The following is a 25,102-nucleotide window of genomic DNA, read 5'->3' on the forward strand; positions in this document are numbered from 1 at the left end:
ATTATAAATGTGCCCATAAGTTACCAAGTTTATCTTTTAAAGAGAATATAACTATGTCTGGCACAATAGAATTTTCTTTACCTAATAATGGTGATTTAGTAATAGGGCAAAGTTTTTTATTTACTGTGACAGTATCATGTGATAAAGATATAGACGATAAAATCACTATCTCATTTTATAATAGTAAAAATATTACTGTACCATCTGATGACATCCTATTAATTTTAAAAGATAATAGGAAAAAGGCTATGGTAACAGTTACTCTTGTTGTATTTAACTCTTTGTCGGAAAATGAAGAGATTTATTTTTCTGTAAAAACATCATTAAATGATATTCAGCCAAAAACGCTAAAATATACTGCAAAAACAATTAATTCAAATTCATTAGAGTTAAATATCGATACTGTTTCTTTAGTAATGCCAGAATCATTTAATGATTCTCAAATAGGAGCTATATCAACTAAAGTTCATACTGTCTTAAGAGATAAAAAAGGTGTAGTACTATCAGGTGTTCCTGTATTCATAAAGAGTAATATCATTGATCAGTTAGAAGAAGTATGTATTTATTCTGATGATGGAAATCTAATAATAAATATACAGAAGTTTGGCATATATTATGGTTTTTTCGTCAATTCAGATAACAAAGGAAAAGTGAAATTCTTCATCACACCTAGAAAATCATTACCGCTAGTTATTGAATTTTTTTCTATAATACCAAATTCAACTGATTTTGTTTCTTCTAAAAATCCTATTTTTATCACTGTTGATGATATTCAAGATAATCGGCAACCCTTAAATATAATCACTGCTATTGATGGTAATTTAAAATCAGAGGGAGAAAGTAAGTTCTGGGTAGATATGTCACCGTGTGAAGATTATAAACTTGGTGATTTTTTATTTTTTTTTGTTAACAAAGAATATAAGTACTATACTAGAATTCTTGATGCAGATAAACTCAGTTCATGTTTAAGAGAATTATCTTATTTTATTTTTAAGCAGAATGAATTATCTAAGTTAAATTATATTTTAATTCAATCAGATGGACATGTATTGGTTAAATCCAGTCCTACAGATGTGACTTATAGAGGAAGGCCAAATAAACCGTGGAAAGATGTTGATAGAATATATGAACCTTGTAAGGTTTATTCCAGTTTTGATAAATTGATAAAACAGGGTGAAGGTATCAATAACAATAAGATATCTAATCATATTCATAACTCAAATGATGCAGGTTTGTTTGTCAGAATAACAGGCACTAATGATAATAGTGATGCTACTAAAATAAAACTGGGTTCAAAAATTATTCTGACCTTATATATTAATTCGAATACCCAAACAATAAATCATGTTTTTAACGGCAATATGCCGTATCAACCAGATAGCGTAGGCGGAAAAACAGCGACCTTGAAATTTGATATACCCTATAATTTATTGAATAATAATCTGGCTTTTCCGTATCATGATGGTGAAATTTTCTTTGATTATCAAATCGGTGATGATAATGAGCGTGATATGACATATGGTGGTATCTGGTCAGGTCATATTGTTACTTTTTAAAAGACAAAAACAAAAAAGATTAAAATAATATTTCTTTAATGACTTAGTAAGACTTAACATTTGAATTATTTATTTTTCCATTAATTTGGAATATATTTTTTTGGAAAATTTTATCAAAAAGGTAGTTTATGAGCCCAAAAAATAAAAATTCTTTGTTGCCGCCCAAGTTTCGTCAAGCTAATTCTGATGGTGTAATTAATATCCCTGAAATAATAGCTATGGGTGTTAAGTATATAGTGATGCAGGTAGATAAATATCAACAGGTGGAACTATTAGATAAGATAGAAGGGGAGATTTATTTAAAAGATAATATCAATGATAAAGTAAAGAGTATTCCTTACTATGTAACACCAGATAAATTAGATGATGATTTTTATTTTTTATTTTTTTATGTAAGTGAGCTAAATGTATTTGGCTTATGCAAGGCAAAATATACAGTAAAAGATTTTGATGACAATTATCTTTATTCACTAACTTCAAATATTACTATTCTAGGAGGTAATGATATGGGTAATTCAGATTATGAGCTTGTTTTTAAAGATGCTAAGAAATCCATATTGAATTTACATTTAATTATTAAATATCATGGAGTTAGGGTTCGTGCTAAATTTAAAAATTTGGCGGTTTCTGATACTATCGTTATTACAGCATCTATTTTCGATGAAAATGGTGGAGAATTAAATTCTCTTAAATATGAAAGTATAGTATTGATACAAGAACAAATAAATTCTGGTTATGTAGATTGTATATTGAAAACAGATAAAGTGAATATTTCAGAAGTAAAATACATTGTCGCAAATTTTTCTGTTCTCAATAAAAATATAGCTTCCGGTTGTTCAAAAATTTCCATCTTTAATGATTTTGATAATGTCAATGTTAAAGTGCAAATAACCAAAAATATTGGTGCCAGACCTAGCAGTGATCAAGATATAAAACCTTTTTTAACAGCAGTAATATATACAGATTTAAATAATATCAGTAGTAGTAAGCTTATTAATGCTCAGCTAACAAACGCCCACTTTAGTGATGATTCTAATAATACATTGCTGAGTGATATAGATGAGAATGGTGTGGGTTATCTTAATATCTATAGTGATGATATTACTAAAAACAGTATGTTAATACTTAACTATACAGATCCTGTTATTGCTTATAAGATCCCGCTCGATTTCTCAAATTGGTTGACACCTCCAGATGGAAAACTGATCTATACTTATAGTTCTTATGGTGTTGCAGATGGCGTTTGTCAATGTTTTCTTCTTATTAAAATTCTTTCAAATAAAATTACTGATATTATAGTGAAATTCGATGATTCCAATATTAGTATTAATGAATCTACTAATGTTTCACAAATATCTAATCCTGATAGTAATAAGATGCTCATTTATGCGTTGACATCTAATAAAGCGGTTCGATCTCAGTTCACTATTAATGTTGGTGGCATTTCGATGCAGCAAATTAATAATACTATTGTTTTTGTCGATCCACTTACATTTTGAGTAGAATAATATGAATATCTTAGTCAGTTTTTCTCAAAGTTATGACCTTATCCAAGGAAGGTCTGCTACTAATTTTCAGGCTACGGTCTATGAAGAGTTTATTACATTGGTTGATTTAGGATTAATTTTTGAATGTTCTTTGGGTAGCTTTGTCGTGAATGGCAAGGACACAGGTCAAAGAAAATTTTCTTGTCATACAGATAGTACAGGGGAAGCCTCTGTAGTGATCATAGGCCCGGATGTCGGTGGTGATGGTCAGTTAACTGTTTTTCTTCAGGAAAGTGGTCAAAAGATTGGTGTACAACCTTATCATTTCAAGGCGACGGCACATTACACACTTAATTTTAATGTCATTAATGACTATGCAATGGCTGATGGTGTGCAGAGTAATAAAGTGAATGCGATTCTTACTGGGACAGGTTCAGGAGTGAATCTTTCCAAACGTAAATTGGATTTAAGTGTTACAGGTTCTGCTTCTTTTGAGAAAAGTCAGTTAGTGCAGTCCACTTCTGTGGATACTGATGCAGCAGGAAATGCAAGTTTTGAACTTTATAATACAAATAAAGAGGGGGAAATTGTAACACTCACTGGTTTCTTGAATATTGATGTAACAGTTTATGCAACTGAACCACTCCATTTTCAGCGTAATTTAAATTGCGACGCTTTTCCTCCTGACAATGGAAAGTATATTAGAACAATATTTACTTATTCTCTCAATAATCAGCAATATCTCTTCCGTCAGCGTGAATGTGACCACTTGGTGACTGTACATAAGCTGATTGCAGGCGGGCAGCAGGGTGAACAAACTTCCACCGGACAGAAGTGGATAAATTTTTATGATCTAATATTCCCTTTTGTACTTGAGGAAGAGCAGTATATTTTTGGGCTGGCTAAGAATTTTATTAATACGTCAGGAAATACATATAAAACTTATTGGATAATTGCAAAATTAGATGGAAATGGTAACAAAGAAATCGTTGATTATGGTTATTTTGGCAGTGATTACGATGTAGGGTTTGCATATCAGGCGGGGTCGGGGAAGTTTATTTATCTTCATAGTAAAGATAAAAATGTCAATGATAAGTATCCTTATATTATATATGAAATTCTTCCGAGCGGAAAAATGGGAAAATCAACAACACAAAACGATTGGGATAATTTCTATGGAGCGACATTTTTCTTTTCAATCGAAGGGAAAGAATATATTTATCTCCATGCGAAAACTGATCTTAGTGCGCTTACTTACGAATTGAGTAAAGATGGAAAAGTCGGTGAGCAGAATAGTTCTAATATTTGGGCGTATTATTATTATCCGCAGTTTCCATATTTTATTAAAGGTATGTATTATTACTCAGGGCAAAGATTCAACGATAATTATTGGTTTACTGGTTACATATACAGTGGGGGGGAAACCTGATCCTATCAATGAACATCAAGATCCGTGGGATACGAGTTATCAATATCAGGTTCCATTCTCTATTGGTGAACACCAATATTTTTTGAGGCAGGATCAGAGTAAAGATCATTGGTATATTACAGAAATTCTTGCTGATACCGAAATGGGAAGTAATACCGATTCCAGTGCTAATCACTAATTTCTGTAATATTGCGATCCAATTACCTATTATCAATGTGTTTGAAAATTATCTATGTGAAAAGAAAGTAATATACATATTTATCACTGTATGAGAGAAGCCTAAAAATCGGTGTTTTTAGGCTGATTAAATCACTAACTTTAAATTGTGTTTCGAAAAGTTTTTAAGAGAATATACTTTTCTTCCTCAGACATTTTTTGAGATTTTTGAAAATGCACAAATCTAATCCATAAACTCAAATTGAAATTCACCTTGGTCAAGAAATACTTTCAATTGGCGATATTGTTTATCACGGGCGGAGGCAAAAAGCAGTTGCTGGCTGATTTGTGGCAGTAGGGTATTTGTCAGGATAGCATCAACCATGCGCCCGCCCGATTCAATTTCGGTGCAGCGGTTGACGATGTGTTCTACCATGGCATCATCAAATGTTGCTGTGATGCCATGATTTTCTGACAAACGTTTTTGAATCCTTTCCAATTGCAGGTAGACAATTTTTGTCATCACTTCGTGACTTAATGGATAGTAAGGAATAACCAGTAAACGCCCCAATAGAGCAGCAGGAAATATGTTCAATAATGGCCTGCGCAATGCAGTGCTGAGTTTTTCTGGTTCTGGCATGGCCTCTTCCTGAGTGCAGAGTGAACTGACCAGATCAGCACCTACATTGGATGTCAGGATAATAATCGTATTCCGGAAATCAATGTGACGACCTTCTCCATCTTCCATCCAGCCCTTATCGAAGACCTGAAAGAAAATCTCATGGACATCAGGATGGGCTTTTTCTATTTCATCCAACAGAACGACACTGTAAGGCCGGCGTCGGACAGCTTCGGTCAATACACCGCCTTCACCGTAACCAACATAGCCTGGTGGAGCGCCTTTCAGAGTGGATACGGTATGTGCTTCCTGAAATTCACTCATATTGATGGTGATTAGGTTTTGTTCTCCACCATACAGAATCTCAGCGAGGGCGAGCGCTGTTTCAGTTTTACCGACCCCGGATGGGCCGCATAGCATGAAAACACCAACCGGTTTATTGGGATCATCCAGTTTTGCCCGTGAGGTTCGTACCCGTTTTGCGATTAATTCTAATCCGTGATACTGGCCGATAACACGTTGGCTGAGTGTGTCAGACAATTGCAATACTGCGTCAATTTCGTCTTTTACCATGCGGTTGAGAGGAATGCCTGTCCAGTCTGAAACTACCGAAGAAACCACATTGCTGTCTACGGCAGCAAAAATAAGGGGTTCTTCTCCCTGCAATACTTTTAATTGTCCTTGTAATTCTGACAGCTCGGTGTGCTTTTTTTCGGCATTGTCATGCTGTTCCTCATTTAATTGAGTTCTCAAGGAAATAATATTATCGATCAAGGAAAGTTCCTGTTCCCAACGTTCTTGTAACCGGGTTTTTTGTTCTTCCAGCGTTGATAGTTCATCCAGAATAATTTCTGAACGTTTTGTATCACTGACGCCCAGCTTGGATTCCCGCTTGGTGATTTCCAGTTCAATTTTCAAAGCATCTATCTGGTGGCGACAATTTTCCAGTTGCGGTGGCTCTGCATGTTGGCTGACTGCAACTCTGGCACAGGCGGTATCAAGCAGCGCTATTGCCTTGTCCGGCAATTGACGAGCCGGGATATAGCGATGTGAAAGCCGTACGGCAGCTTCGACGGCTTCATCCAGCAAGAGCACATGGTGGTGCTGTTCCAGCACATTGACCAGACTGCGTAGCATCAACAATGCTTTGGTTTCATCGGGTTCATGAACTTGGACAACTTGAAAACGGCGGGTCAGGGCAGGATCTTTCTCGATATATTTTTTGTATTCAGACCAGGTAGTGGCGCCCAGAGTGCGTAATAGACCACGTGCCAGAGCGGGTTTCAACAAATTCGCAGCATCTCCGGTTCCTTGTTGTCCGCCTGCGCCAATCAAGGTGTGAATTTCATCAATAAATAGAATTATCGGGATAGGACTGGATTGCACTTCATCAATCACTTTACGTAAACGAGATTCAAATTCTCCTTTGACGCCAGCGCCGGCCTGTAACATCCCTATGTCCAATAACCAGAGCTGGACATTGCGCAAAGGTGGGGGAACCTCTCCTGCAATAATTTTTAACGCTAGTCCTTCAATAACTGCGGTTTTTCCAACGCCAGCCTCACCAGTGAGTAGTGGGTTGTTTTGACGGCGGCGCATCAGGATATCAACAATCTGGCGGATTTCTTCATCACGTCCTGATACAGGATCAATTTCACCGTTGCGCGCACGGGCTGTCAATTCTTGTCCATATAGTTGCAGTGCGGATAGTTGCAATGCGGAATGTGTCGCTGTCTGTTGGGCTGCGGGCTGGGTACTGTTTTCTAAGAGCAGGGTACTTTCTTGGGCTTCATCGCTGTGACTGCAAATCTCATTGAAGTTGTCGAGTAAGGTATCTGCATTAATACGGTCAAATTGGGTTGAAATGGTTTTTAGTACATTGCGTAAATTAAATGTTTTTAATATACCGATTAACAAATATGCACTGCGAATTTTATCAACACCAAATTTTAGTGAGCAGTATGTCCAGGCGCGTTCTACCGAATTATCAATATGCTCTGAAAGATCAGAAATAGCGCTGGCTCCACGTGGTAAGCGATCTAGCGCCGCAACAATGTCTTTAGTCAGTGTGGGTTCATCTAACGCAAAATGATGGATGATTTGCTGTAAGTCACTGTTTTGTTGCTGCATAAGTTGATGTAACCAGTGAACTAATTCGACATAAGGATTACCACGTAATTTACAAAAGCTGGTAGCACTCTCCAAAGAAGTGAACAGAACGCGATTGAGTTTACTAAAGAGTACAGAACGATTGATTTCTGACATAGAGTATCATCCGTAGTGCTATCGTTATTCGTGATGCTGTAATTACCTTATACACTTCGTTTTTCAAACTGCCTCTTTGTTGGCTGCGCTCGCTCACCCCGGTCACATAGTTATCTATGCTCCCGGGGATTTGCTCTCTTGCCGTCGCGATGCAACTTGAAATCCATTGTGTATAGTAATTACATCGTAAGCCACTAAATTGGCAGGAATGGCGCTTGTGAAGATGTTGGGTATAAACAGTAAATTAAAACTGACTGGGTATGCAGAACTTATTGGGTATAGAGTAAATCGCCACGGTGGGTAGGGTGTTCAATTTTGCCAAGCCAACTGTTCAGACCCAACTTTATCGGTTCTGATAGATGAATTCCTTTTATATCTGACTGATGGAGTATCAATTGAATATCCCAGGCATATTCGATCCCCAGATATTGATGAATCCAGTCACTCAATTGTTGTGATTTAGGCTCTCCGGGAAGGAATGTTTCATATTCAGCCATTCTTAATGGGCCTAATTCAATGCGAAATTTATGTTGAACATCATATAGTGCAATTCCTAAAAAGGCGGAGTGCCCTAAGCGAGGCATATTGCGGCCTGCTTTTAATTGAGCTTGATCCTGTGTTTCGATTTGCAGCCATTGAGGAATATTTTGATTAATTTTTAATGGAATGCCGAAGTAACTGAACAGTATTTTTTCCAGTCCTTCCGCACTGTGTCCTTGGCGGGATAGATGACCAGATAACGAATAGCGGGCATGGTCACTAATTGTGTCGGGACTCTTTTGGGCGGGTAATCCCATCCCCACCAGACAGGCCAGATAATGGCAAAAACGTTGATTATCCTGCCGATCAAGTGAAACGGTTGGTTGGGCATTAGCCCAGGCTCTATAGAATAGTAATATCAGTCTATGGTGAAATAAATTGATAAATATGCCCAGAGTAGGATCTTGATAATTATACTGCCGCGCATAGGCGTATTCTGTGATATGTAATGGCATGGGACCATTGGGACCGAATAATCCAAAACTGTAAATCAGGATGTCATACAGTTTTGAATTTTCTCTCTGCCTGACTTCAGAAATAGTCGATGGAGCGAAAATCATGGAGGGTTTTTGCCCTAACCGCAGGAGGTCATATTTCGGTAACGGGGCGGAACCGAGCATGTAATATTCTCCGGCTTGAGCATCTATACGGCGTAATGTCTGAAATAAATCGAATTGCCACGGTGCCTGCATGAGTTTCTGCCAAAAATCTTCTGGCAGGCGGCATATACGATGAATGGAAATCGGGTTTGTTTGATTCATATTCACTTTTATATCAATTTTTTGTTACCCATACGGGCAGGCCAAAAACCGATATCCCCGCGTTGTTGGCTGTACAGAGTCATTTCGGTAAATGAATTCATGGTGACCAGATGCGAGAATAGTTTATCCAGTACACTGCCCAGCAGCCAAGGAGTGGTTCCTGCAAATTCCTGTTCATTCACTTCAAGCCTGATGTTGACTCCACGGGCAAACATTATCGGCCCGGGTTCAGGAACCCGTCGGTAGACCGTTTTTAATGAACAGTGGCGAATGCCATTAATCTGGCGGACGATGGCAGGTTCTGCCAGATTAGCGTACAGGCTCAGTAATTGCCGTAATGACTGAGTTCCCTGCTCATCATCTTTATCCATAAAATTCAAATAATTAAGTTGAAGTTGGCTGATTAATTTCCAAGGGGTGGAACCTTGTGCCAAAGCAGGATGCGGGATAGTAGGTCTTTTGAGAAATACAATTTTGTCGATGGGGATAGAATCCAGCATGGCAAAATTGTCGAGGTCTTGCTGACGCAGCATTGTAGATAAATCACGGTTAGTGCACATAACATCAGCAGTCAGGAATTTTAGTTGATTAGGCCACGGAGAGTGTTGTTCATCAACGATGGAGACAAACGCTTCTGTGCCGATATAGCTGGATCGCGTTCCATAATGATGGGCATTTTCAGATAAGACGCGGAGATCACGATGCAAAGAAAAATAAGCACCATAATTGCCCTTGTCATTGCTGAAAGTAGACCAGAAGGGCCTGAATATTTGCGTCTCTTTGTTTTTGATATCAGTACCGTGCAGGCGTTGTACCGAAAAAATTTCGTAATCCAGGGGGCGTGAGTTATCGACAACTAAATGATATTCATTGCTGCTTTCTTTTACGGTGATACGTTCAGTGACTTTGGGAAATAAATTAATTACAGGTGTACAGTTTAGAGTCAGGTAAGAAATATCCACCAGACTTTCCAGATCGTGATCAGCTTTATTTAAAAGCAAGATCAGCTCAAACTCACTCTTTTCTGTTGTTTGTTTCAGTAAAGAGTCCATGCCACTGATACTGAAGAATTGAAAACGGGCTGGAAATGCAAAATATTCCTGAAGTTGTCGATACCCACTGAAATTACGCGGATCGTTAGGAAACAACGATTGATCATCATCAAATCCTTCATGATGTGGGGAAATATCAGGTAAGACTTGATATTGGGGCTGATTACCGAGAGTCCGGCACACAATGCCAACAGAGTGCTCCATAATCAGTTCCAGTAATTGTTGAGACTGAATATCTGGCCCTGAAAGAAAAAACACTAATTTGCTGAGATTTAACTCATTGAGGAAAAATTTCTCCTTGCAGCTAAAATGTATGCGTAATGCACTGACGGCACCATGTTGGTTAAGGTTTAATGCCACCAGTGGAAGATTGGCGGGGATTTTGCCAAGCTCAACATTTTTCAGATGCAAGGGCTGTAAGACAACATTCTGTGTTGTAGCATATTGAAAAGTAATGCCATCCTTTTTTAAGGTTTGGCAGTGCATGAGCATTCCACGTGGTACTAAAAATCCGTGGCTGATGTCTCCCTTGCTGGTGTCAGGCTGGAGTTCGACAATTGCCATTGAAGGTGTCGGAGACAGATAATTAGGATACAGCATCTCCAGCAATTGCTCAGAAAAACGTGGGAACTCAGCATCCATTTTCAATTGAATGCGGGATGTCAGAAAAGCGAACCCTTCCATCAGTCGTTCAACATAGGGATCTGCAACATCGATACCATGCATACCCAGACGATTGGCAACTTTAGGGTAACGTTCGGCAAACTCTTTACCCATTTCACGTAGGTATACCAATTCGCGGTTATAATATTCAAGCAGTTTACTGTCCATGCTCCCCCCTTAATGCCAGCTTTTTACCTTGACATTAACTGGCTTCTTTTAGTGTGAAATAACCGTTTTCCAGATCGATATCGCTGTAGAATAGAAATTCAAGTGGCCAAGGGACGCACCACAAAAAACCTTTTATCTCTATGGGTAAGGTGTTGTATAAAATCAGCGCATTTTTATCAGTCATGCAGTTCACTTCGAGTCCATCAGGAATGATACGTGGTTCGAATATGTGGATAGTGGTCATGATTCTATGCTGTATATCTTCCCACTCTATTTCTGAGGTACATCTTCCCGCCAAAGGAATCAGGCCAAAGTTATAAACGGATCTGTAAATTTCAGGAAATGGAGTGAGGTCTTGCTCTGATTCACTATTAATACTATTGAGCAACCACTGTAAATCTCTCAGGACATTTTTACGCAATGCACTGTGTGACAATAGGTAGTTGTTGATGCTCTCTTGTTTTTTGCCTGGTTCATTATCGGTGAGTTTATCCAATAAAGAAGGCTGCATTTTATCTTTGGTAGTGATACGAGTCGTGTTACTTCGGCTACGGTAACCGCCATGCAGCAAAGAGATATTGTCATTCATGGAGCACCTATTAATCATTATGACTATGGAAAATGTAATGAAAAGTTATTAGGAATGTCTCTGTCGTCTTTCAAGTTGCCGCTTGCTGGCAGTATTCATTCACCCCAGACACTGTGTTGATAATATACGGTTAGCTATGTTTCCGGGGAATCACTCCTTTGTCCGACACGCTGCATCTCGAAATCCATTGGTATAAATATTATTTTTGGGGCGAATTCTGGGTGTTTTTATATCGGCTGATTTCTGCTTCATAGGCTTGCAGGAAACTTTCGCCAAACAATGCCGATTTTTTTTCAATTTGTCCGGCCATGTTTTGGTAATATTTAGTGAAATAATCCCACATTGATGCTTTGTATGCTGACGATAATGACAAACGTGGTAAATAACTTTTATCTCCTGCTGTTTGTTCAAGAATAACAGGATTAAATGAGTGTAATAGATCTGCTGCAATAGCATGTATTCCCGCAATCATGCCCAATTGGTGTGCCTGCAATTCAGTCAAAATATCCTGAGTAGCTTCCTCAGGTGACATAAATCCCGGCACATAACCACCAAATATCAGTGCCAGAACAGACTGACCAGAAGGCAGAATCTTAAATGGATTATACACATCTGACAGAGCCTCATTCATGTCTGAATCTGATTTGCGTTTGAACTGATTACGTGAAGTATTGAGGGTGATGACGCCTTGGGACAACTGGCTGGTGAATCGACCTAACTGATACATGAGCTGTTCATCAAGTTGCAGTCTCTGGAGATCTTTTAGCCCCATACCATCCAGTAAGGCTGCCAGTAATTTTTCCTCTGATTGGGTTCCGGTAGCTTGATAGTTATGGGGTTTATGATAGTGGTTAGTTTTCGACCCCGGTGTCCTGCTGGCTACGGATTCAATAGACACGGGTTCAGTCAGTGTAGATTGTGGTTCAGGTGTAAACAGAAGTTCAGAAACAGTTGGGTCATTCAGAGGCGTTGGTGGTACAGCATTATCCAGCATTTGGTTTAACGGATCATCATCCTTGACATATTGTGTATGCTTTTCAGAAAACAAGACTAGCGGGTCAATTTCCTTTTTATCATCATATTGATTTTCATGTTTTTTATCGCATTGTAGTAATGTTGTGGGGGTATGATCATGCAAGATATTCTCTTGCTGGAAAGTGGTATCTGAATTGAACATGGTCATGGGATCTGTTGACCGTAATTGCAGGGTCTCAAGATCAGTTTCTGGCTTAATTTGTGCCAATGGATCAATGGGATTTCGTTCTTTATTTTGTTGCTCTTTCACCAGAGGGTTATTGTCGTCTAATTTCTGGGATGAATGATGCCTTTCTTGAGGAGAGAGGGTATTGGGAACTGCGAAAATCTGTTCAAGATCATCCCAAATCCCATTGGGAATTTCCGATTTTTTGTCGTTAGACTGTGGGAGTGAATTTTTTTCTATATCAGTTATTTTAATCTGATAGTTGCTAATATTCAGCATATCACCATCACGGATTTCAACCTGACGTTCAGGTGCCAGCGGTATCATATTCAGCAAAACCTCAGATGCATAACCTTGATTGTTAATCTGACATCCTCCATCAGAAGAGATAGACACAACGATTTGTAGCCGAGCAATAGCTAATTCTTCATCGGGTAGCACCCAATTATTGTCCGTACTTCGACCGATAGTGCCACCAGGAGGGGAAAAATCATAACTCAGTTGCGATGGCTGGTTTGTGCCAGAGTTTTTAACAATGGAGAATCGCATCATTACGGATACCTATTGTTGACGGAATAACCTCTCTGAATTTCAGAGAGGTTATTGAATAAGAAGTTATGTTATTTATCGTGGGTGTAACCATCCCATTCATAGCTGACTTCAGCGCCTTTACCACCTGACTTATAGTCTTGAGGGAAGTAGCTTTCTTTATGTTTCTGGAAGGCTAAGACGATAGCCGAATAGAAAAGACCACCTCCATATGTCAGCTGGGACTGTGCAACCAGGGCATTTGTCAACACTAATGAATACCAATTCTCTTGTGAGCCTCCTTGTCGGCGTACATTGAGTGTAGTGGTATTAATATGTGTTCCCTGAACGATATATTGGCGTAGAGTAATAGCTGCTTTATCGAACGAAAGTTCCAGGCTCAGTCCAGAAACCTCGACTATACCAGCGCCTAATCCGGGAGTTTGACTATTGAAATTAACACGATTATTCAGTTCAATTGAAAATGATCTGACAGCTGTCCAATCTTTAAACGTTTTGTCACCTGTCTCGCCTTTTATATTAGTAAAATTAATATATGCATCAATACCTGAAGACATAACCTTCCACCTTAATAGAATTAAGTAATTTGATTGAACCCAATAAGTAGATATTGGAATTTTGTGTAGAGGAAATAGAGATGTATTGCTATCTAGAGATTAATGAATTGATAAGAGTGGTGAGAAGAATAGTGTTTAATTGTTTAATATTGAGTTAAGCTCCTTTTAGTGAGGGGAGTTTCGAAACCAGACGTAGAGAAACAGTTAAACCTTCCAGCTGATAATGAGGGCGCAGGAAGAATTTAGCTTGATAATATCCCGGGTTGCTCTCTGTTTCTTCTACCTTAACCTCTGCTGCTGCCAGCGGTTTTCTTGCCTTAGTTGACAGTGATGAGTTGACGGGATCACCATCAACATAATTCATAATCCAATCATTAAGCCAACGTTCCATATCAGCGCGTTCTTGGAAAGTCCCTATTTTGTCGCGCACAATACATTTCAGATAGTGTGCGAAACGGCAACAGGCAAATAAGTAAGGCAGACGCGCTGCAAGGTTGGCATTGGCAGTAGCATCCGGATCGTAATATTCCGTTGGTTTTTGAAGGGATTGAGCACCGATAAAGGCTGCCATGTCGGTGTTTTTGCGATGCAATAACGGAATGAAGCCATTTTTTGCCAATTCTGCCTCACGGCGGTCGCTAATCGCAATTTCAGTCGGGCACTTCATATCCACTCCGCCATCATCGGAGGGGAATGTATAACAAGGCAGGTTTTCTACAATACCCCCGGATTCCACACCGCGAATCGAAGTACTCCAGCCATAGAGTTTAAATGAACGGTTAACATTGACCGCCATGGCATAGGCGGAATTCGACCAAGTGTAGTTGTCGTGAGTCGGGCCTTCGGTATCCTCCTCGAAATTGAAATTATCAACGGGATTCGTAAGCGCGCCATAAGGTAAACGAGAAAGGAAACGCGGAAGTGTTAACCCGATATAACGCACGTCCTCTGATTCGCGTAAACTGCGCCAGGGGGCATATTCAGTATTTTGGAAAATTTTTGTGAGATCCCGGGGATTGGCCAATTCCTGCCAGGATTCCATTTGCATGACACTTGGCGAAGTACCAGCAATAAACGGGCAATGTGCTGCTGCGCTGATTTGAGCCATTTGACGTAAGAGTTCAACATCCGGTGCGGTATGGTCGAAATAATAATCACCCACCAGACAACCGAATGGTTCTCCACCAAACTGGCCATACTCAGCTTCATAGATTTTTTTGAAAAGCGGGCTTTGATCCCAACTGATTCCTTTGAAACGTTTTAGTGTGCTGCTCAATTCCCTTTTGGAAAGACACATCACACGGATTTTCAGCATTTCATCGGTTTCTGTATTGCTGATCAGATGATGCAAACCACGCCAGGCTCCTTCCAGAGTCTGGAATTCTTTATTGTGCAAGATATGATTCATCTGTTGGGATATTTTAGTATCAATTTCAGCAATTAATGACTGGATGGTGCGATAGGTATCGGCGGAGATAGTGAGGGTATTTTCCAATGCCTGTTGTGCCAGCGTTTTCACCGCATTTTCAACAGCATGGCGTGTATGATCACTTTGAGGACGAAACTCCTTATTCAACAATGTGCTGAGTTCATCAGGGGTATATTCTTTAGATGCCTGCTCTTGTTGAAGAAAAACGTCTTGTTCAGGTGTACTCATCAATTACTCCTTATTCTTCGGTGCTATCTTCAGTACTATCTTCTGAGGCGCTATTTTCAGGATTCGGAGTTTCTGCCAATGATTGCAGCAGGGCGGGGTTTTGCAATATCTCGGAAATCAGTTTCTCTGCCCCGTTTTTTCCGTCCATATAAGACAATAAATTTGCCAGTTGTATACGGGCTTCTAGTAGCTTGGCCAGAGGTTCTACCTTTTTGGCTATAGCATCGGGTTGAAAATCATCCATACTTTTAAATGATAAATCGATATTCAATTTACCTTCACCTGTCAGAGTATTTTCAACCTGAAAGGCGGCACGGGGGTTAATTGAACTCATGCGTTCATTAAAGTTATCAATATCAATTTCCAAAAACTTACGTTCACTGACATCTGGCAAGGCTTCTATAGGTTTTCCTGCCAAATCAGCGATAACACCCATGATAAAAGGCAATTGAACAGACTTTTCTGAGCCGTAAAGTTCAACATCGTATTCAATTTGTACGCGGGGGGCTCTGTTACGGGATATAAATTTTTGTCCGCTGGATTTCATGGCAAGTTCTCCATTATTGGTTATATACCTTTCGTTTTTTAAGTTTGGGCACTCAAAAATCTACAGGTAAATTAATATCTCCTTTATCTTTTAGGTTAGGATTATCCGAACAAATATAAGGAAATATACGGGTAAAGAATCAAATAGATAAAAATAAGAAATAATTAATCCATATCATAATCAGTATCCATGTCATAATTTGGATTAGAAAACAGGTTGGAATTGTCTGAACGACCAAAAATGATTTCCAGTTGTCTCAATCCTTCTGGTGCAAGATCGTGAATGATTTTCATAAAATCACAATCAATCAGTCGTTGAATGCGTTCAATCATTATCGGAGCAGGATGACTTGGTTCGTATGTGAGAAAATAGATCCTGGCCTTTTCCAATAACATGCGTGCTTCATCCCGATTACTGGCTTCAATCGCTTGCCAATAGGACGATGGCTTTCTTTCCAAGGTTGCCATTGCCTGTTCCATCGAAGTGTCCTGTGTGGTCAGCGATGCCGGATCAAGGCGTTTTGCGTTGTCTGCATACCCTGTTTTTGAGTCAGGTACTGAACAATATTTAATAATGGTATCCAACTGTTTCAGAAATTGCGGCAGTTCTGGCATATTACCGTTGGGTAAATGATGACGTATGATCTCAATCAGGGCAGTAAGATGATCACGAATAGTTATTACTGCCAGAATTTCAGGATGATCTGGCTTTTGTGTTAATTCGTTGATTAATCGGGTTCGCCCACCGGTATAACTACTCATTTCTGTTACCGTACCACTAAGGAGTGAGTAGGCTTCTTGAAATGTCACTTCGTCCGAACCACTTCTTAACAGGACAGAATTCTGAACCTTTATTGTACAAGGCGAGCCATCTTCGATAGCTGCCAGCGTGTTTAAACGTTGTACATAATCGTATTCACCATCAAATTCCAGTTTTGGCCACACATCTGCCCAATAATTTTCCAGAGTCTGGCGGAGTAAATTCAATCCATCAGCATAACCACATAATCCACGTAGGTTTAGCCAGGATTGCATAAGCGCTATGATGATATTCAGATTTTTAGTGCGGGAGAGTAAGTGAATAGCCCGCTTTTCTATTTCCCTCCAATTCGGGGGTTCGGCTGGGATGATGACATCACCAAACTGTTGTTCTGGCTTTTCAATTAATATTTGCTCCAATGTCAGAAATTCATCATCGTATTCCAGATTTTCTCCACAGACAGATTCTGCACTGATTGGGGTAAGTAATTCATCAATATTCATGATATTTTCAGTTTATATTGAAGTTAGTGATTATGCGGCCAAGTTCTGCGAACGCGGACACGAAAAAACCGGGAGTTTAAATGGGTTGAACACACTGTTAGGAATAAAGTCGAGAGAGAAAGTGTAGCCTTTGATATTGAATATTGCCCGCAAGCTCATGTCATCAGTATAAGAGGGCTCATCTCTGTTGCTATTGTGGGGCTGTTTTGCAAGATCCAGCAGTCGATTCAGTGCCCAGAAACCTGAAATTGAGAAATTTGCGGTTGTACCATTGCTCAAATTCAACTGGATGTGAATGTGATTTTTTTTAGCCGGGCCAGGCCAACTGATGAGCTGCGAAAATTGTGGCCCGTGGCTGTATTCTAATTTCTGTCCATCTATATCCAGTATCATGCTTAATATATTGTTATCCATACTGACCGGGCGAACCATGACTTTGAATAATGGTGTCGGGGTTCCGCTGGTAAATAATGCATTACGGATAATCTGGGCTTGCTGGAAAGGCCTGAGCAATGCTTCTCCTCCGGGCAGTGGCTTGCCATTGACGCCTGGCATGAAACGCCATCTTTGCAGAGTCGTATCTACTTTCCCCATTAAATTTTTCTGGAAAAAACTGTCCATTAAACCTGTTTCTGGGGCGAACATTCTGGCCATGTCATCAGGTCTGATATCATAGGATGTGTTAGGTGTTAACGGATATCGGTTAGCAATTGCCTGGTTGCAAAAAGTGCCGACTTCTGCACCGAGGTGTCTGGCAACATTTTTCATTTCGTTGAGCTGGGTATCGTTACTGGCACCAACAGCCAGTGAATAAACCATGCTTCTAAACGGTACCGGCAGGCGTTCAGATGCCGCTTGTAGCTGAGTGATAATATCATTGGGCGGAAAAGGCATATCGGTTTTGATGGCACTTTGCACAGAAGTAAGGTATTGATATAACTCACCGATATTTTTCAACGTATCATCAAAAGGTATTTTCTGATTATTTTTTGCATCTGGGTTTTTTACCAAAGCAGTAATTTGTGCAAAATGATTTTCTAGTTCCTGTTCTGGCGTGTCTTGCTGGTTATCTGGCAATATTTGTTTGGGAACGAGTTGTGATTCAGATGCCAATGGTTGTTTAGAGGCTAATTGAGTGAGTTTATCCGATTGTCTCTTTACTATTTTATTCAGCTGCTTAGCCGCAATGTTATCTTTATTGAGCAGGGTCTTATTTAGCTCGACATTTTTATTGATATTAATAACGAGATTACGCAGTGGTGAATCAGAAGAGGACAGTAATCGGGCAGTGTTAGTTCGTTGCTCCAGACTATTGATATTGCTCAAACGGATATCAGCCAGAAATTGATCCCAATGGAATATGTAATCATTGATATAAAGCTGTTTAACAAAGGACTTAATTTCTTTTATTGCCAGTGTCCTTGCATAAGTACCAAGTACCCAATTGTCTTGTGAGTGCAAAGTCTTAAGAAAAAAATCAAGATCTTTATCCACGCCTTTTTGATAACCTACAGGAGTAAACATTCCCGGTATATAGTCGGTGGATGATGTTCCATTGCCGCTTGAGAAAACCAACCTGGCTTGAGGGCCGGCAAGTGTATCCAGATTCACTGGAGCTAAATCTGGGTCATCCAGCAATTTACTCTTTAAATAATTGTAGGCACGTTGGGCTGGTGGAATTTTGCTGATTAGCGCCTGTTTTTGCTTGACCAGATTGCTATCAAACATAAATGGTGATGTAACAACCTGATTATCCAATAATTGACTGAGATGCTCATTAATTTGTTTTAACTGTTTTTGAGTGACATCTACATCTAAATGGGTTTCCAGATACTGCATTACCCAGTTACGGAGAAACTTGCCATTATAATATTTAGTCTGATACAACATTTGATATGCTTTTAGCGTATTGTAGGTTCTCTCTATATCATCGCCGTCTTCATTATGCAGTTGGTTAGTGATTAGTTTTGCTACTTGTGGCAGCAACAAAGTTTGTAATGCATTATTGTACAGAGAGAGGCTGGCTTCACTGACTTGTTCACCGCTGTATAACCCCATACGATAGGATAATGGAGGGTCATCCAAAGAAAAGTTCTGGCTTTTATCTAAATGTGCCAAGCTGTCCAAAAGCGGAAGTAGAGCGTAAATATTATCGGGGTTTTTCTTTAATTCACTGCCTTGATTTAAAATGACCGGAATTTTTGATTGTATTTCCATCAAATAATTATTGTTGTTGTGGTAGCTGGTTAAAAATAATTTGCTTATAAATGCCAATATCGCTATCAGGATAATATATCCTATTCCATCCAATAGGCGTTTCCGGTATATCCACCAACGGTTATAACCAGCGATTCCGGCTTCCTGAAAAATATTTTCCAATAAACTTTTCAGGAAATAAGTTTGGCGGGCAGGGAGGGGATGTATAATTCCGTTATCATTTCCCCATGACATTAAGTTGCTGTCATTATCTATGGGTAATTTAAGTTTCTGGTTAAACTGCGCCATAACATTGTCAAGGGGAGTTCCTTCTTGTGTTCCACTAGTGAAATACAACCCCCGCGGATAACAGGGTATTTCAAATCCTGATTTTGCGAATATTATTTCAAGATATTGCGCAATGAGTGGCCGTAAGGAGGCAACTTCTTGTGGAAACAAATAACTTTCAGTACATTGCCGTAAATTATGTCCGTTTAAGAGTACATAGGGCAATTCAGCATCTAACCGCAATTGCAATTCATTATATTGTTGTTCAAAAACTTTATTCAAATCACATCCCTGCTTATTTTTCCACGGGAAATTAAATCCCCAAATTTGTTCTCGTGATGCTTTGTCAAAGTGGGTGAAATAAGCGGAAAATCCTTTTAGTAAATCGCTTTTGGTGATGAAAATATAAATAGGAATCTGTATCTTAAATTTTTCATTCAACTCTGACAGCCGCTTACTGAGTACATATGCTTGTTTATTTCGTGCTTCGGTTGATGGATTGAGTAAATCTTCCACACTGATTGTTACTATTATTCCATTGATTGGTTGACGAGTACGGTATTTTTTCAACAGCAGGATAAAATTTTTCCACTCATTGGCATCTTGATTATGTGAATTAGTCTGATTGGTGTACCGTCCTGCGGTATCGAGAAAAACGGCATTATTGGTAAACCACCAATTAAAGTCATCCATCCCGTGTATATTGTACTGAGTTGATTTTCCAAGATAATCCGTCAATGAAAAATGTAAGCCAGAATTTGCCAGAACAGTTGTTTTACCTGAATTCGGGAAACCGATAACAAGATACCAAGGTAATTGATATATATACTGGCGACTGAAAAGGTTTGTCCAATGGGGTTTATTCTTATCATACAAGCCGGAAAAATAAGCTTTCTTCAATAATTTTGCAGCATCAGAAAAACGCTCTGCTAAAGTAATGTATTTCTCATTCTGTTTCGTTTCCGTTTTTTTATCTTGATTGACTTTTAATTGATTTTCCAGTTTTTTATTGAACCATAATCGGTACAATCTGGGAATTAGTCTGCTTAAAATCCATACTAGAAAAAGAGAGGCAATAGTCATTATTCGGATTGTAATAGACTTAAAGGGTGCGATGTTTCCGACAGAAATAATGGGACCAAAAAACCAGAGAAGCGTCGAAATAGCCGTTGTTCCAAGAAAACTCCACGTCAATCGGCTGGTGAAGATAGAAATGAGAGCATTCAGCATGTGTTCGTTTCCTTACATTGTTTGATTTAAAGGAGTAACAAACAGTGTGATTTCAACTCGTCTGTTTTTGGCTCGATTGCGCCGGGTATTATTTGGTGCTATCGGATCTTTGGCACCTTTTCCTTCTATGTTGATCCTTTCTGGTTGATTTAGATAACGTTGCAACTCTCTTTGTACAGATTTGGCTCTGGCCAGCGATAAAGCATGGTTAGATGAAAAACGAGAACGATGGGAATAAAAAGGTACATTATCGGTATACCCTACGATTAAAATCTTTCCCTGAATATTATTCATTGCTTCTGCAATATTCCTGATGATGTCTAAATAACTACGTTTGATCTGAATAGAATTGGTTTTGAATAAACCATCACCTTTTAACGTAATTACATTTCTATCAGGCATATCGGTTACATTTAATAATCCAGCTTCTATTTCGTTCTTTAGCATTTCTTGCAGATTTAACACAGGAGGTGGCGGTATTGGTGTCGGGGTCAATACTTTATTATTGACTGACAGATCCGGTAAGTTAGCCTGATAAATATTTGGTAAATTGGTCTGGTAAATTTTTGTCAAAGTAGGATTGAGTCTATTACTCAATCTCGAATTCAGGCTTATATACAGAACACACACCAAAAAACTTAATAATGCGGCAATGATCCATATAGGCAAGGAAAACCGCCAAGATTTATTTGGCATTGAAATAACTTGTACGTTTGGTGACAGCTCAACGGAGTAACTTCCCCGAATTGAACGTATTAATTGATACAGGCGTTGTTTTATGGTTTCCAACTGGGAACGTCCGTTATCTATAACACGGTAGCGTCCTTCAAATCCAAGTTGTAGGCAGAAGTAAATGAGTTCTAACAGAAATAGATTCTCTTTGGGATTTTGTGATAATTTAGCTAACAGTTGGAAGAATTTTTCACCTCCCCATGTTTCATTATGAAAAGTCACCAGTAACCCACTGCCGGGCCAGACACTGCGGACCCCCCAGGGGGTGAGTGCGGCAGCTTCGTCCAATGCAGTGCATAAGCAGTAGCGAGCCCCAATGATCACTTCATAAGGTAGCTTTTCATGTTGACATGCCACTTCAAAATGCCGGATTTCGTTGATAAGTTGTTGTCGTAAATTTGTTGGATCAGAATGAGCAGTGGAATGCCGGATTTGAGGGATAGTATTCAGTAATCGATTTGCAGCAGAAACCAATGGATTGTAAATAACATCACCAGAAAGCACACTATGTGCAGCTTTTTGTTGTTCTTGCCTCATCAGCTACGTTACCTTACTTTTTGTCCTGATTGCGGACAGCCCAGAATTCTATATTCAGACCGGGAAAGTCACCTGCCAGATGTAATGCAAAACCACCGGATTTGTCCATTTGCTTCCACAGCTCACCCTCTCTTTCCAATTCGAAATAGACATAACCTGAATGCCAAGGAATTTGTCTGGGAACAGATGGCATGGCTCTCAGTGGAATGCCCGGTAATTGCAGTTGAACTAATTCACGTATGCGGTCAACAGGGGAAATTTTCATTTGGGCTGGGAAATTGCTCATCAGAACATCATGAGCAACATCAGCATGGACAGCCAGAATAAAGCTGAATATATGTATCATGTTCGAATCAGGTAATGTAGCTATGTTCAGACCATGAGAATATTCTGTTAATGGCAACTGAATCGCATGTTCTTCCAGAATGATTGATAACCCCTGACGCAATTGGAACATGAGCTGGTTGAAACAGCGTGTCAAATTGTCATGGTCATAAAGCGGTAAGCTGTCTTCGGGGACACGATTTGAAGAAAACGTTGCCAGTTCCGTGGCAAATTGCAGCCAGTCGCTGAATAACCGTTCAGGATGAAGTAATGACAGATTCTGTATATGGCTCACTTGGCCGCTATAGCGATTCAAAAGTGACAGTAAAAGAAAATCCATGATTTCAGAATCATTATAGCGCCCCAACTGTAACAAACGTTGACTGATTTGCTGGCGGCGCTGTTCCAGCAAACCCTGCATGTCAGTCATAAAACCGACTACTTGCGAACTTGCACGACAGTTGAGCAGGGGAGGAATAAATAACGGGTCAAGGTGGATTTTATTGTCACTCGTTTTATTGACAATATGTGCGATGCTCAATGCAGTCCATTCTGGCGTTAAATCTGATTCCAGCATCAGGCGTAAACGCATTTTGCCAAATTGTATTGCGGCATTACCGACTGACATAGCGTTAAAGTCATTGACTTCAACTTCGAAGCTGACAAAACGTGCCAGAGAATCCTTTTGTTCACTGAAAATGACTTCTTCTTTCCCTCGTTGAAAAACAGGCAGAGCCAGGACAACATTAATATTGGTCTGGCTTTCAGCAAGCTGTAAAGGAGTGGGGGCATGAGTTACATTAAAACTGAAAGGGGTTCCGTCAGGAAAAATACCGCTGGCTGAGGAAAGTTTTATTTTATTTTGATTGAGTAGTGCTTGATCTAATTCGAGCGTCAAAAAACCCCAGTAGTAAGGTATTTGTGCTATTCCCCAATTACGAGTATAGGTTTCTAAATAGTTTTCTGTCTGTTGAAAGTGATGAGGACGTAAAAACATACCTTCTGTCCAGATAACTTTTTCTGATCTATTCATTGTTTTTCTTCCGCTCCTGCTGGACAACTTAAATAACATTCTTTGATGAGACTTAAGCCGTTGTTAGTCACTTTAACGCACACATGTAGTTCGTCAGGGGAAGAACGCCAGAATTCATAAAAAGCGGGTTTTTCAGGTATAGGAACAGGAAATGAAATCCGCCATCTCTTACCGCTAACATGATGATACTCTGCAATAATGCCTATATAGTTAGCTTCCGGTAGATTTTCTTTCAATAAGCAATAGGTAGATTGCGCAGGACGGATAAAAAACTGGTCTTCATTAACTAATTTGTCGCCTAATGAATCCTGAGCGTTCTCCTGCAATGAAAAGAAATCAGCAGACATAAATTTTTCACGCGATTTTAATAAAATAATGTGCATTTTTAGTGGGGCGGAATTATTCACACCAGATGTCGTATCGAAGATGATTTTATAAGGCGGCAATTTTTTGGCTGATGATGAACAACCTGCTACAGCTATCAGAAACGTTGACAGGAATATCCCCTTAAGCAACCATCCGATTGAATGTAACTTATTTATCGAGATTTTCTTTCTCCGAACAAGATGTATTGTCATCATATTCGCCGAATTAATTGAGATATTGCGGGTTATTTAATATGGCGGAAGTTTAATATGGTGAAAGTTTAATATGGCGAAAATAAAAAACTTCAGGATGCGGCGATAAGTACTTTTGTTTGGCTCGGCACAATGCGAGAACCCACCGCATTAGTTGAGTTTTGCATAGTCATTCCCGAAAGCCGTGTTGCAGGGCTACCTTTAAGTAAAACAGTATTGGCTCCCATTGAATGACGGGATGGTCCCATTACCGTGCCGGAAGCTATGCCAAGATTAGTGCCGGCATTATCGCCGGTTGTCAAAGGAATGATTGTTGCCAAGTTGTGAGCCGGACAACCCATAAATAGAATATTTAACGCATTGCTGACACCGGTCGTTCCTTGCGCCGTGTTGGGGTAAGCAATGGGTACTGGTGTAAGCATGGGGGTTAAGCAAATATCGGGAGCCGCCATATCCATACCGCCACCTTGAGTATTGGCAAACATAATTTCCCCTTAGCCGATATGGATCTGTTCAGCATCTATTTTGGTGATAGCTTTTGCTGTCACGATCGTCTGTTGAGCATGTAATCGCGCATAGTTTTCAGCTTGCATATCTAACTGTCCCGCATGAACTTTCTCTGTTTGTGTCGTATGGCGAAATAACCGGTTGCTCAGTTGTGTCACTGTCTGCCAGAGAGATTCAAATTGATTGCCAACTAAGCGGGTAATTGACACCCATGCAGACAATGACTCTCCACTGTATTGCATTTCACTGATATGGCAGTTCCCGCTGTTGGCTGTGATATTTAATCCATTACTATTCATATTCAGATTACCGTGGGACGTGATAGTCAGATCGCCGGGAACGCTGATCTCTGCGGGTTGTTGCTGTTCAGCCCGTTCTAATATGGCTAAAATCCAGAGTTGATTCTCGACCTGCGTAATGAGTACGCTATCTCCTATATCTGGTGCCAATAGGCAACTGGCAGCGCGCCGACAGTGCCAGCCGCGGTTGTGCTGGCTTTCCGCCATAAAACTTCCATCCTGATGAATGCTGATGATTTGTCCGGTCATCTGTTGCAATGGCTCGGTCGTAAAGGTATATGAGGAAAGTGCATAAGACGGTTTTGTCATGTTGATTCTCC

19 protein-coding genes are annotated in these 25,102 nt (G+C 39.6%); 4 read left to right on the forward strand and 15 right to left on the reverse strand.

Annotated features, from left to right (window positions below):
- Positions 1 to 53 precede the first annotated feature (53 nt).
- From AC5JQI_RS09200 to AC5JQI_RS09215, 4 genes are all read left to right on the forward strand, one after another.
- Positions 54 to 1,556 carry a hypothetical protein gene (locus AC5JQI_RS09200; protein WP_493914509.1) on the forward strand — a complete coding sequence of 501 codons (1,503 nt, stop codon included), beginning with the start codon at positions 54 to 56 and terminating at the stop codon, positions 1,554 to 1,556.
- A 128-nt stretch (positions 1,557 to 1,684) separates the two neighbouring features.
- A complete protein-coding gene (locus AC5JQI_RS09205) occupies positions 1,685 to 3,055 on the forward strand; it encodes a hypothetical protein (RefSeq protein WP_493914510.1) in 1,371 nt (456 codons plus the stop codon).
- A gap of 10 nt (positions 3,056 to 3,065) precedes the next feature.
- Entirely contained in the window at positions 3,066 to 4,472 is a 1,407-nt protein-coding gene (locus tag AC5JQI_RS09210) for a hypothetical protein (RefSeq protein WP_493914511.1), read from the forward strand.
- Complete coding sequence (locus AC5JQI_RS09215) at positions 4,456 to 4,650, forward strand: hypothetical protein (RefSeq protein WP_493914512.1); 195 nt, start codon at positions 4,456 to 4,458, stop codon at positions 4,648 to 4,650. Before AC5JQI_RS09210 ends, AC5JQI_RS09215 begins: the two co-directional genes overlap by 17 nt.
- Positions 4,651 to 4,872: 222 nt before the next feature.
- On the opposite strand, the gene tssH is transcribed toward AC5JQI_RS09215, so the two are convergent.
- From tssH to AC5JQI_RS09290, 15 genes are all read right to left on the reverse strand, one after another.
- The gene (gene tssH / locus AC5JQI_RS09220; RefSeq protein WP_493914513.1) at positions 4,873 to 7,512 is read right to left on the reverse strand and encodes a type VI secretion system ATPase TssH; all 2,640 of its coding nucleotides are present in this window, start codon (positions 7,510 to 7,512) and stop codon (positions 4,873 to 4,875) included.
- 269 nt (positions 7,513 to 7,781) lie between these two features.
- Positions 7,782 to 8,813 carry a type VI secretion system baseplate subunit TssG gene (tssG, locus tag AC5JQI_RS09225; RefSeq protein ID WP_493914514.1) on the reverse strand — a complete coding sequence of 344 codons (1,032 nt, stop codon included), beginning with the start codon at positions 8,811 to 8,813 and terminating at the stop codon, positions 7,782 to 7,784.
- A gap of 8 nt (positions 8,814 to 8,821) precedes the next feature.
- Positions 8,822 to 10,696 (reverse strand): type VI secretion system baseplate subunit TssF, encoded by a 1,875-nt coding sequence (tssF, locus tag AC5JQI_RS09230; protein WP_237387891.1) that lies wholly within the window; start codon positions 10,694 to 10,696, stop codon positions 8,822 to 8,824.
- Positions 10,697 to 10,730: 34 nt separating this feature from the next.
- Positions 10,731 to 11,285 (reverse strand): type VI secretion system baseplate subunit TssE, encoded by a 555-nt coding sequence (locus tag AC5JQI_RS09235; protein WP_237387892.1) that lies wholly within the window; start codon positions 11,283 to 11,285, stop codon positions 10,731 to 10,733.
- A 199-nt stretch (positions 11,286 to 11,484) separates the two neighbouring features.
- A complete protein-coding gene (gene tagH, locus AC5JQI_RS09240) occupies positions 11,485 to 13,038 on the reverse strand; it encodes a type VI secretion system-associated FHA domain protein TagH (RefSeq protein ID WP_493914515.1) in 1,554 nt (517 codons plus the stop codon).
- A 68-nt stretch (positions 13,039 to 13,106) separates the two neighbouring features.
- Positions 13,107 to 13,592, reverse strand: a complete 486-nt coding sequence (locus tag AC5JQI_RS09245; protein ID WP_493914516.1) for an Hcp family type VI secretion system effector — start codon at positions 13,590 to 13,592, stop codon at positions 13,107 to 13,109.
- 154 nt (positions 13,593 to 13,746) lie between these two features.
- Positions 13,747 to 15,249 (reverse strand): type VI secretion system contractile sheath large subunit, encoded by a 1,503-nt coding sequence (tssC, locus tag AC5JQI_RS09250; protein WP_493914517.1) that lies wholly within the window; start codon positions 15,247 to 15,249, stop codon positions 13,747 to 13,749.
- A 10-nt stretch (positions 15,250 to 15,259) separates the two neighbouring features.
- Positions 15,260 to 15,796, reverse strand: coding sequence for a type VI secretion system contractile sheath small subunit (gene tssB, locus AC5JQI_RS09255; protein WP_493914518.1), 537 nt, complete (start codon positions 15,794 to 15,796; stop codon positions 15,260 to 15,262).
- 164 nt (positions 15,797 to 15,960) lie between these two features.
- Entirely contained in the window at positions 15,961 to 17,058 is a 1,098-nt protein-coding gene (gene tssA / locus AC5JQI_RS09260) for a type VI secretion system protein TssA (protein ID WP_493914519.1), read from the reverse strand.
- A 30-nt stretch (positions 17,059 to 17,088) separates the two neighbouring features.
- Positions 17,089 to 20,772, reverse strand: a complete 3,684-nt coding sequence (gene tssM, locus AC5JQI_RS09265) for a type VI secretion system membrane subunit TssM (protein ID WP_493914520.1) — start codon at positions 20,770 to 20,772, stop codon at positions 17,089 to 17,091.
- 12 nt (positions 20,773 to 20,784) lie between these two features.
- Entirely contained in the window at positions 20,785 to 22,041 is a 1,257-nt protein-coding gene (locus AC5JQI_RS09270; RefSeq protein WP_493914521.1) for a DotU family type VI secretion system protein, read from the reverse strand.
- 13 nt (positions 22,042 to 22,054) lie between these two features.
- On the reverse strand, positions 22,055 to 23,398 hold the full coding sequence (tssK, locus tag AC5JQI_RS09275; RefSeq protein WP_493914522.1) for a type VI secretion system baseplate subunit TssK: 1,344 nt from the start codon (positions 23,396 to 23,398) through the stop codon (positions 22,055 to 22,057).
- Entirely contained in the window at positions 23,395 to 23,979 is a 585-nt protein-coding gene (gene tssJ, locus AC5JQI_RS09280) for a type VI secretion system lipoprotein TssJ (RefSeq protein WP_493914523.1), read from the reverse strand. Before tssJ ends, tssK begins: the two co-directional genes overlap by 4 nt.
- A gap of 89 nt (positions 23,980 to 24,068) precedes the next feature.
- On the reverse strand, positions 24,069 to 24,461 hold the full coding sequence (locus AC5JQI_RS09285) for a DUF4150 domain-containing protein (protein ID WP_237386452.1): 393 nt from the start codon (positions 24,459 to 24,461) through the stop codon (positions 24,069 to 24,071).
- Positions 24,462 to 24,470: 9 nt separating this feature from the next.
- Positions 24,471 to 25,091 (reverse strand): DUF3540 domain-containing protein, encoded by a 621-nt coding sequence (locus AC5JQI_RS09290; protein ID WP_493914524.1) that lies wholly within the window; start codon positions 25,089 to 25,091, stop codon positions 24,471 to 24,473.
- Positions 25,092 to 25,102 lie beyond the last annotated feature (11 nt).

This window comes from Xenorhabdus sp. XBWT (genome assembly GCF_059072735.1).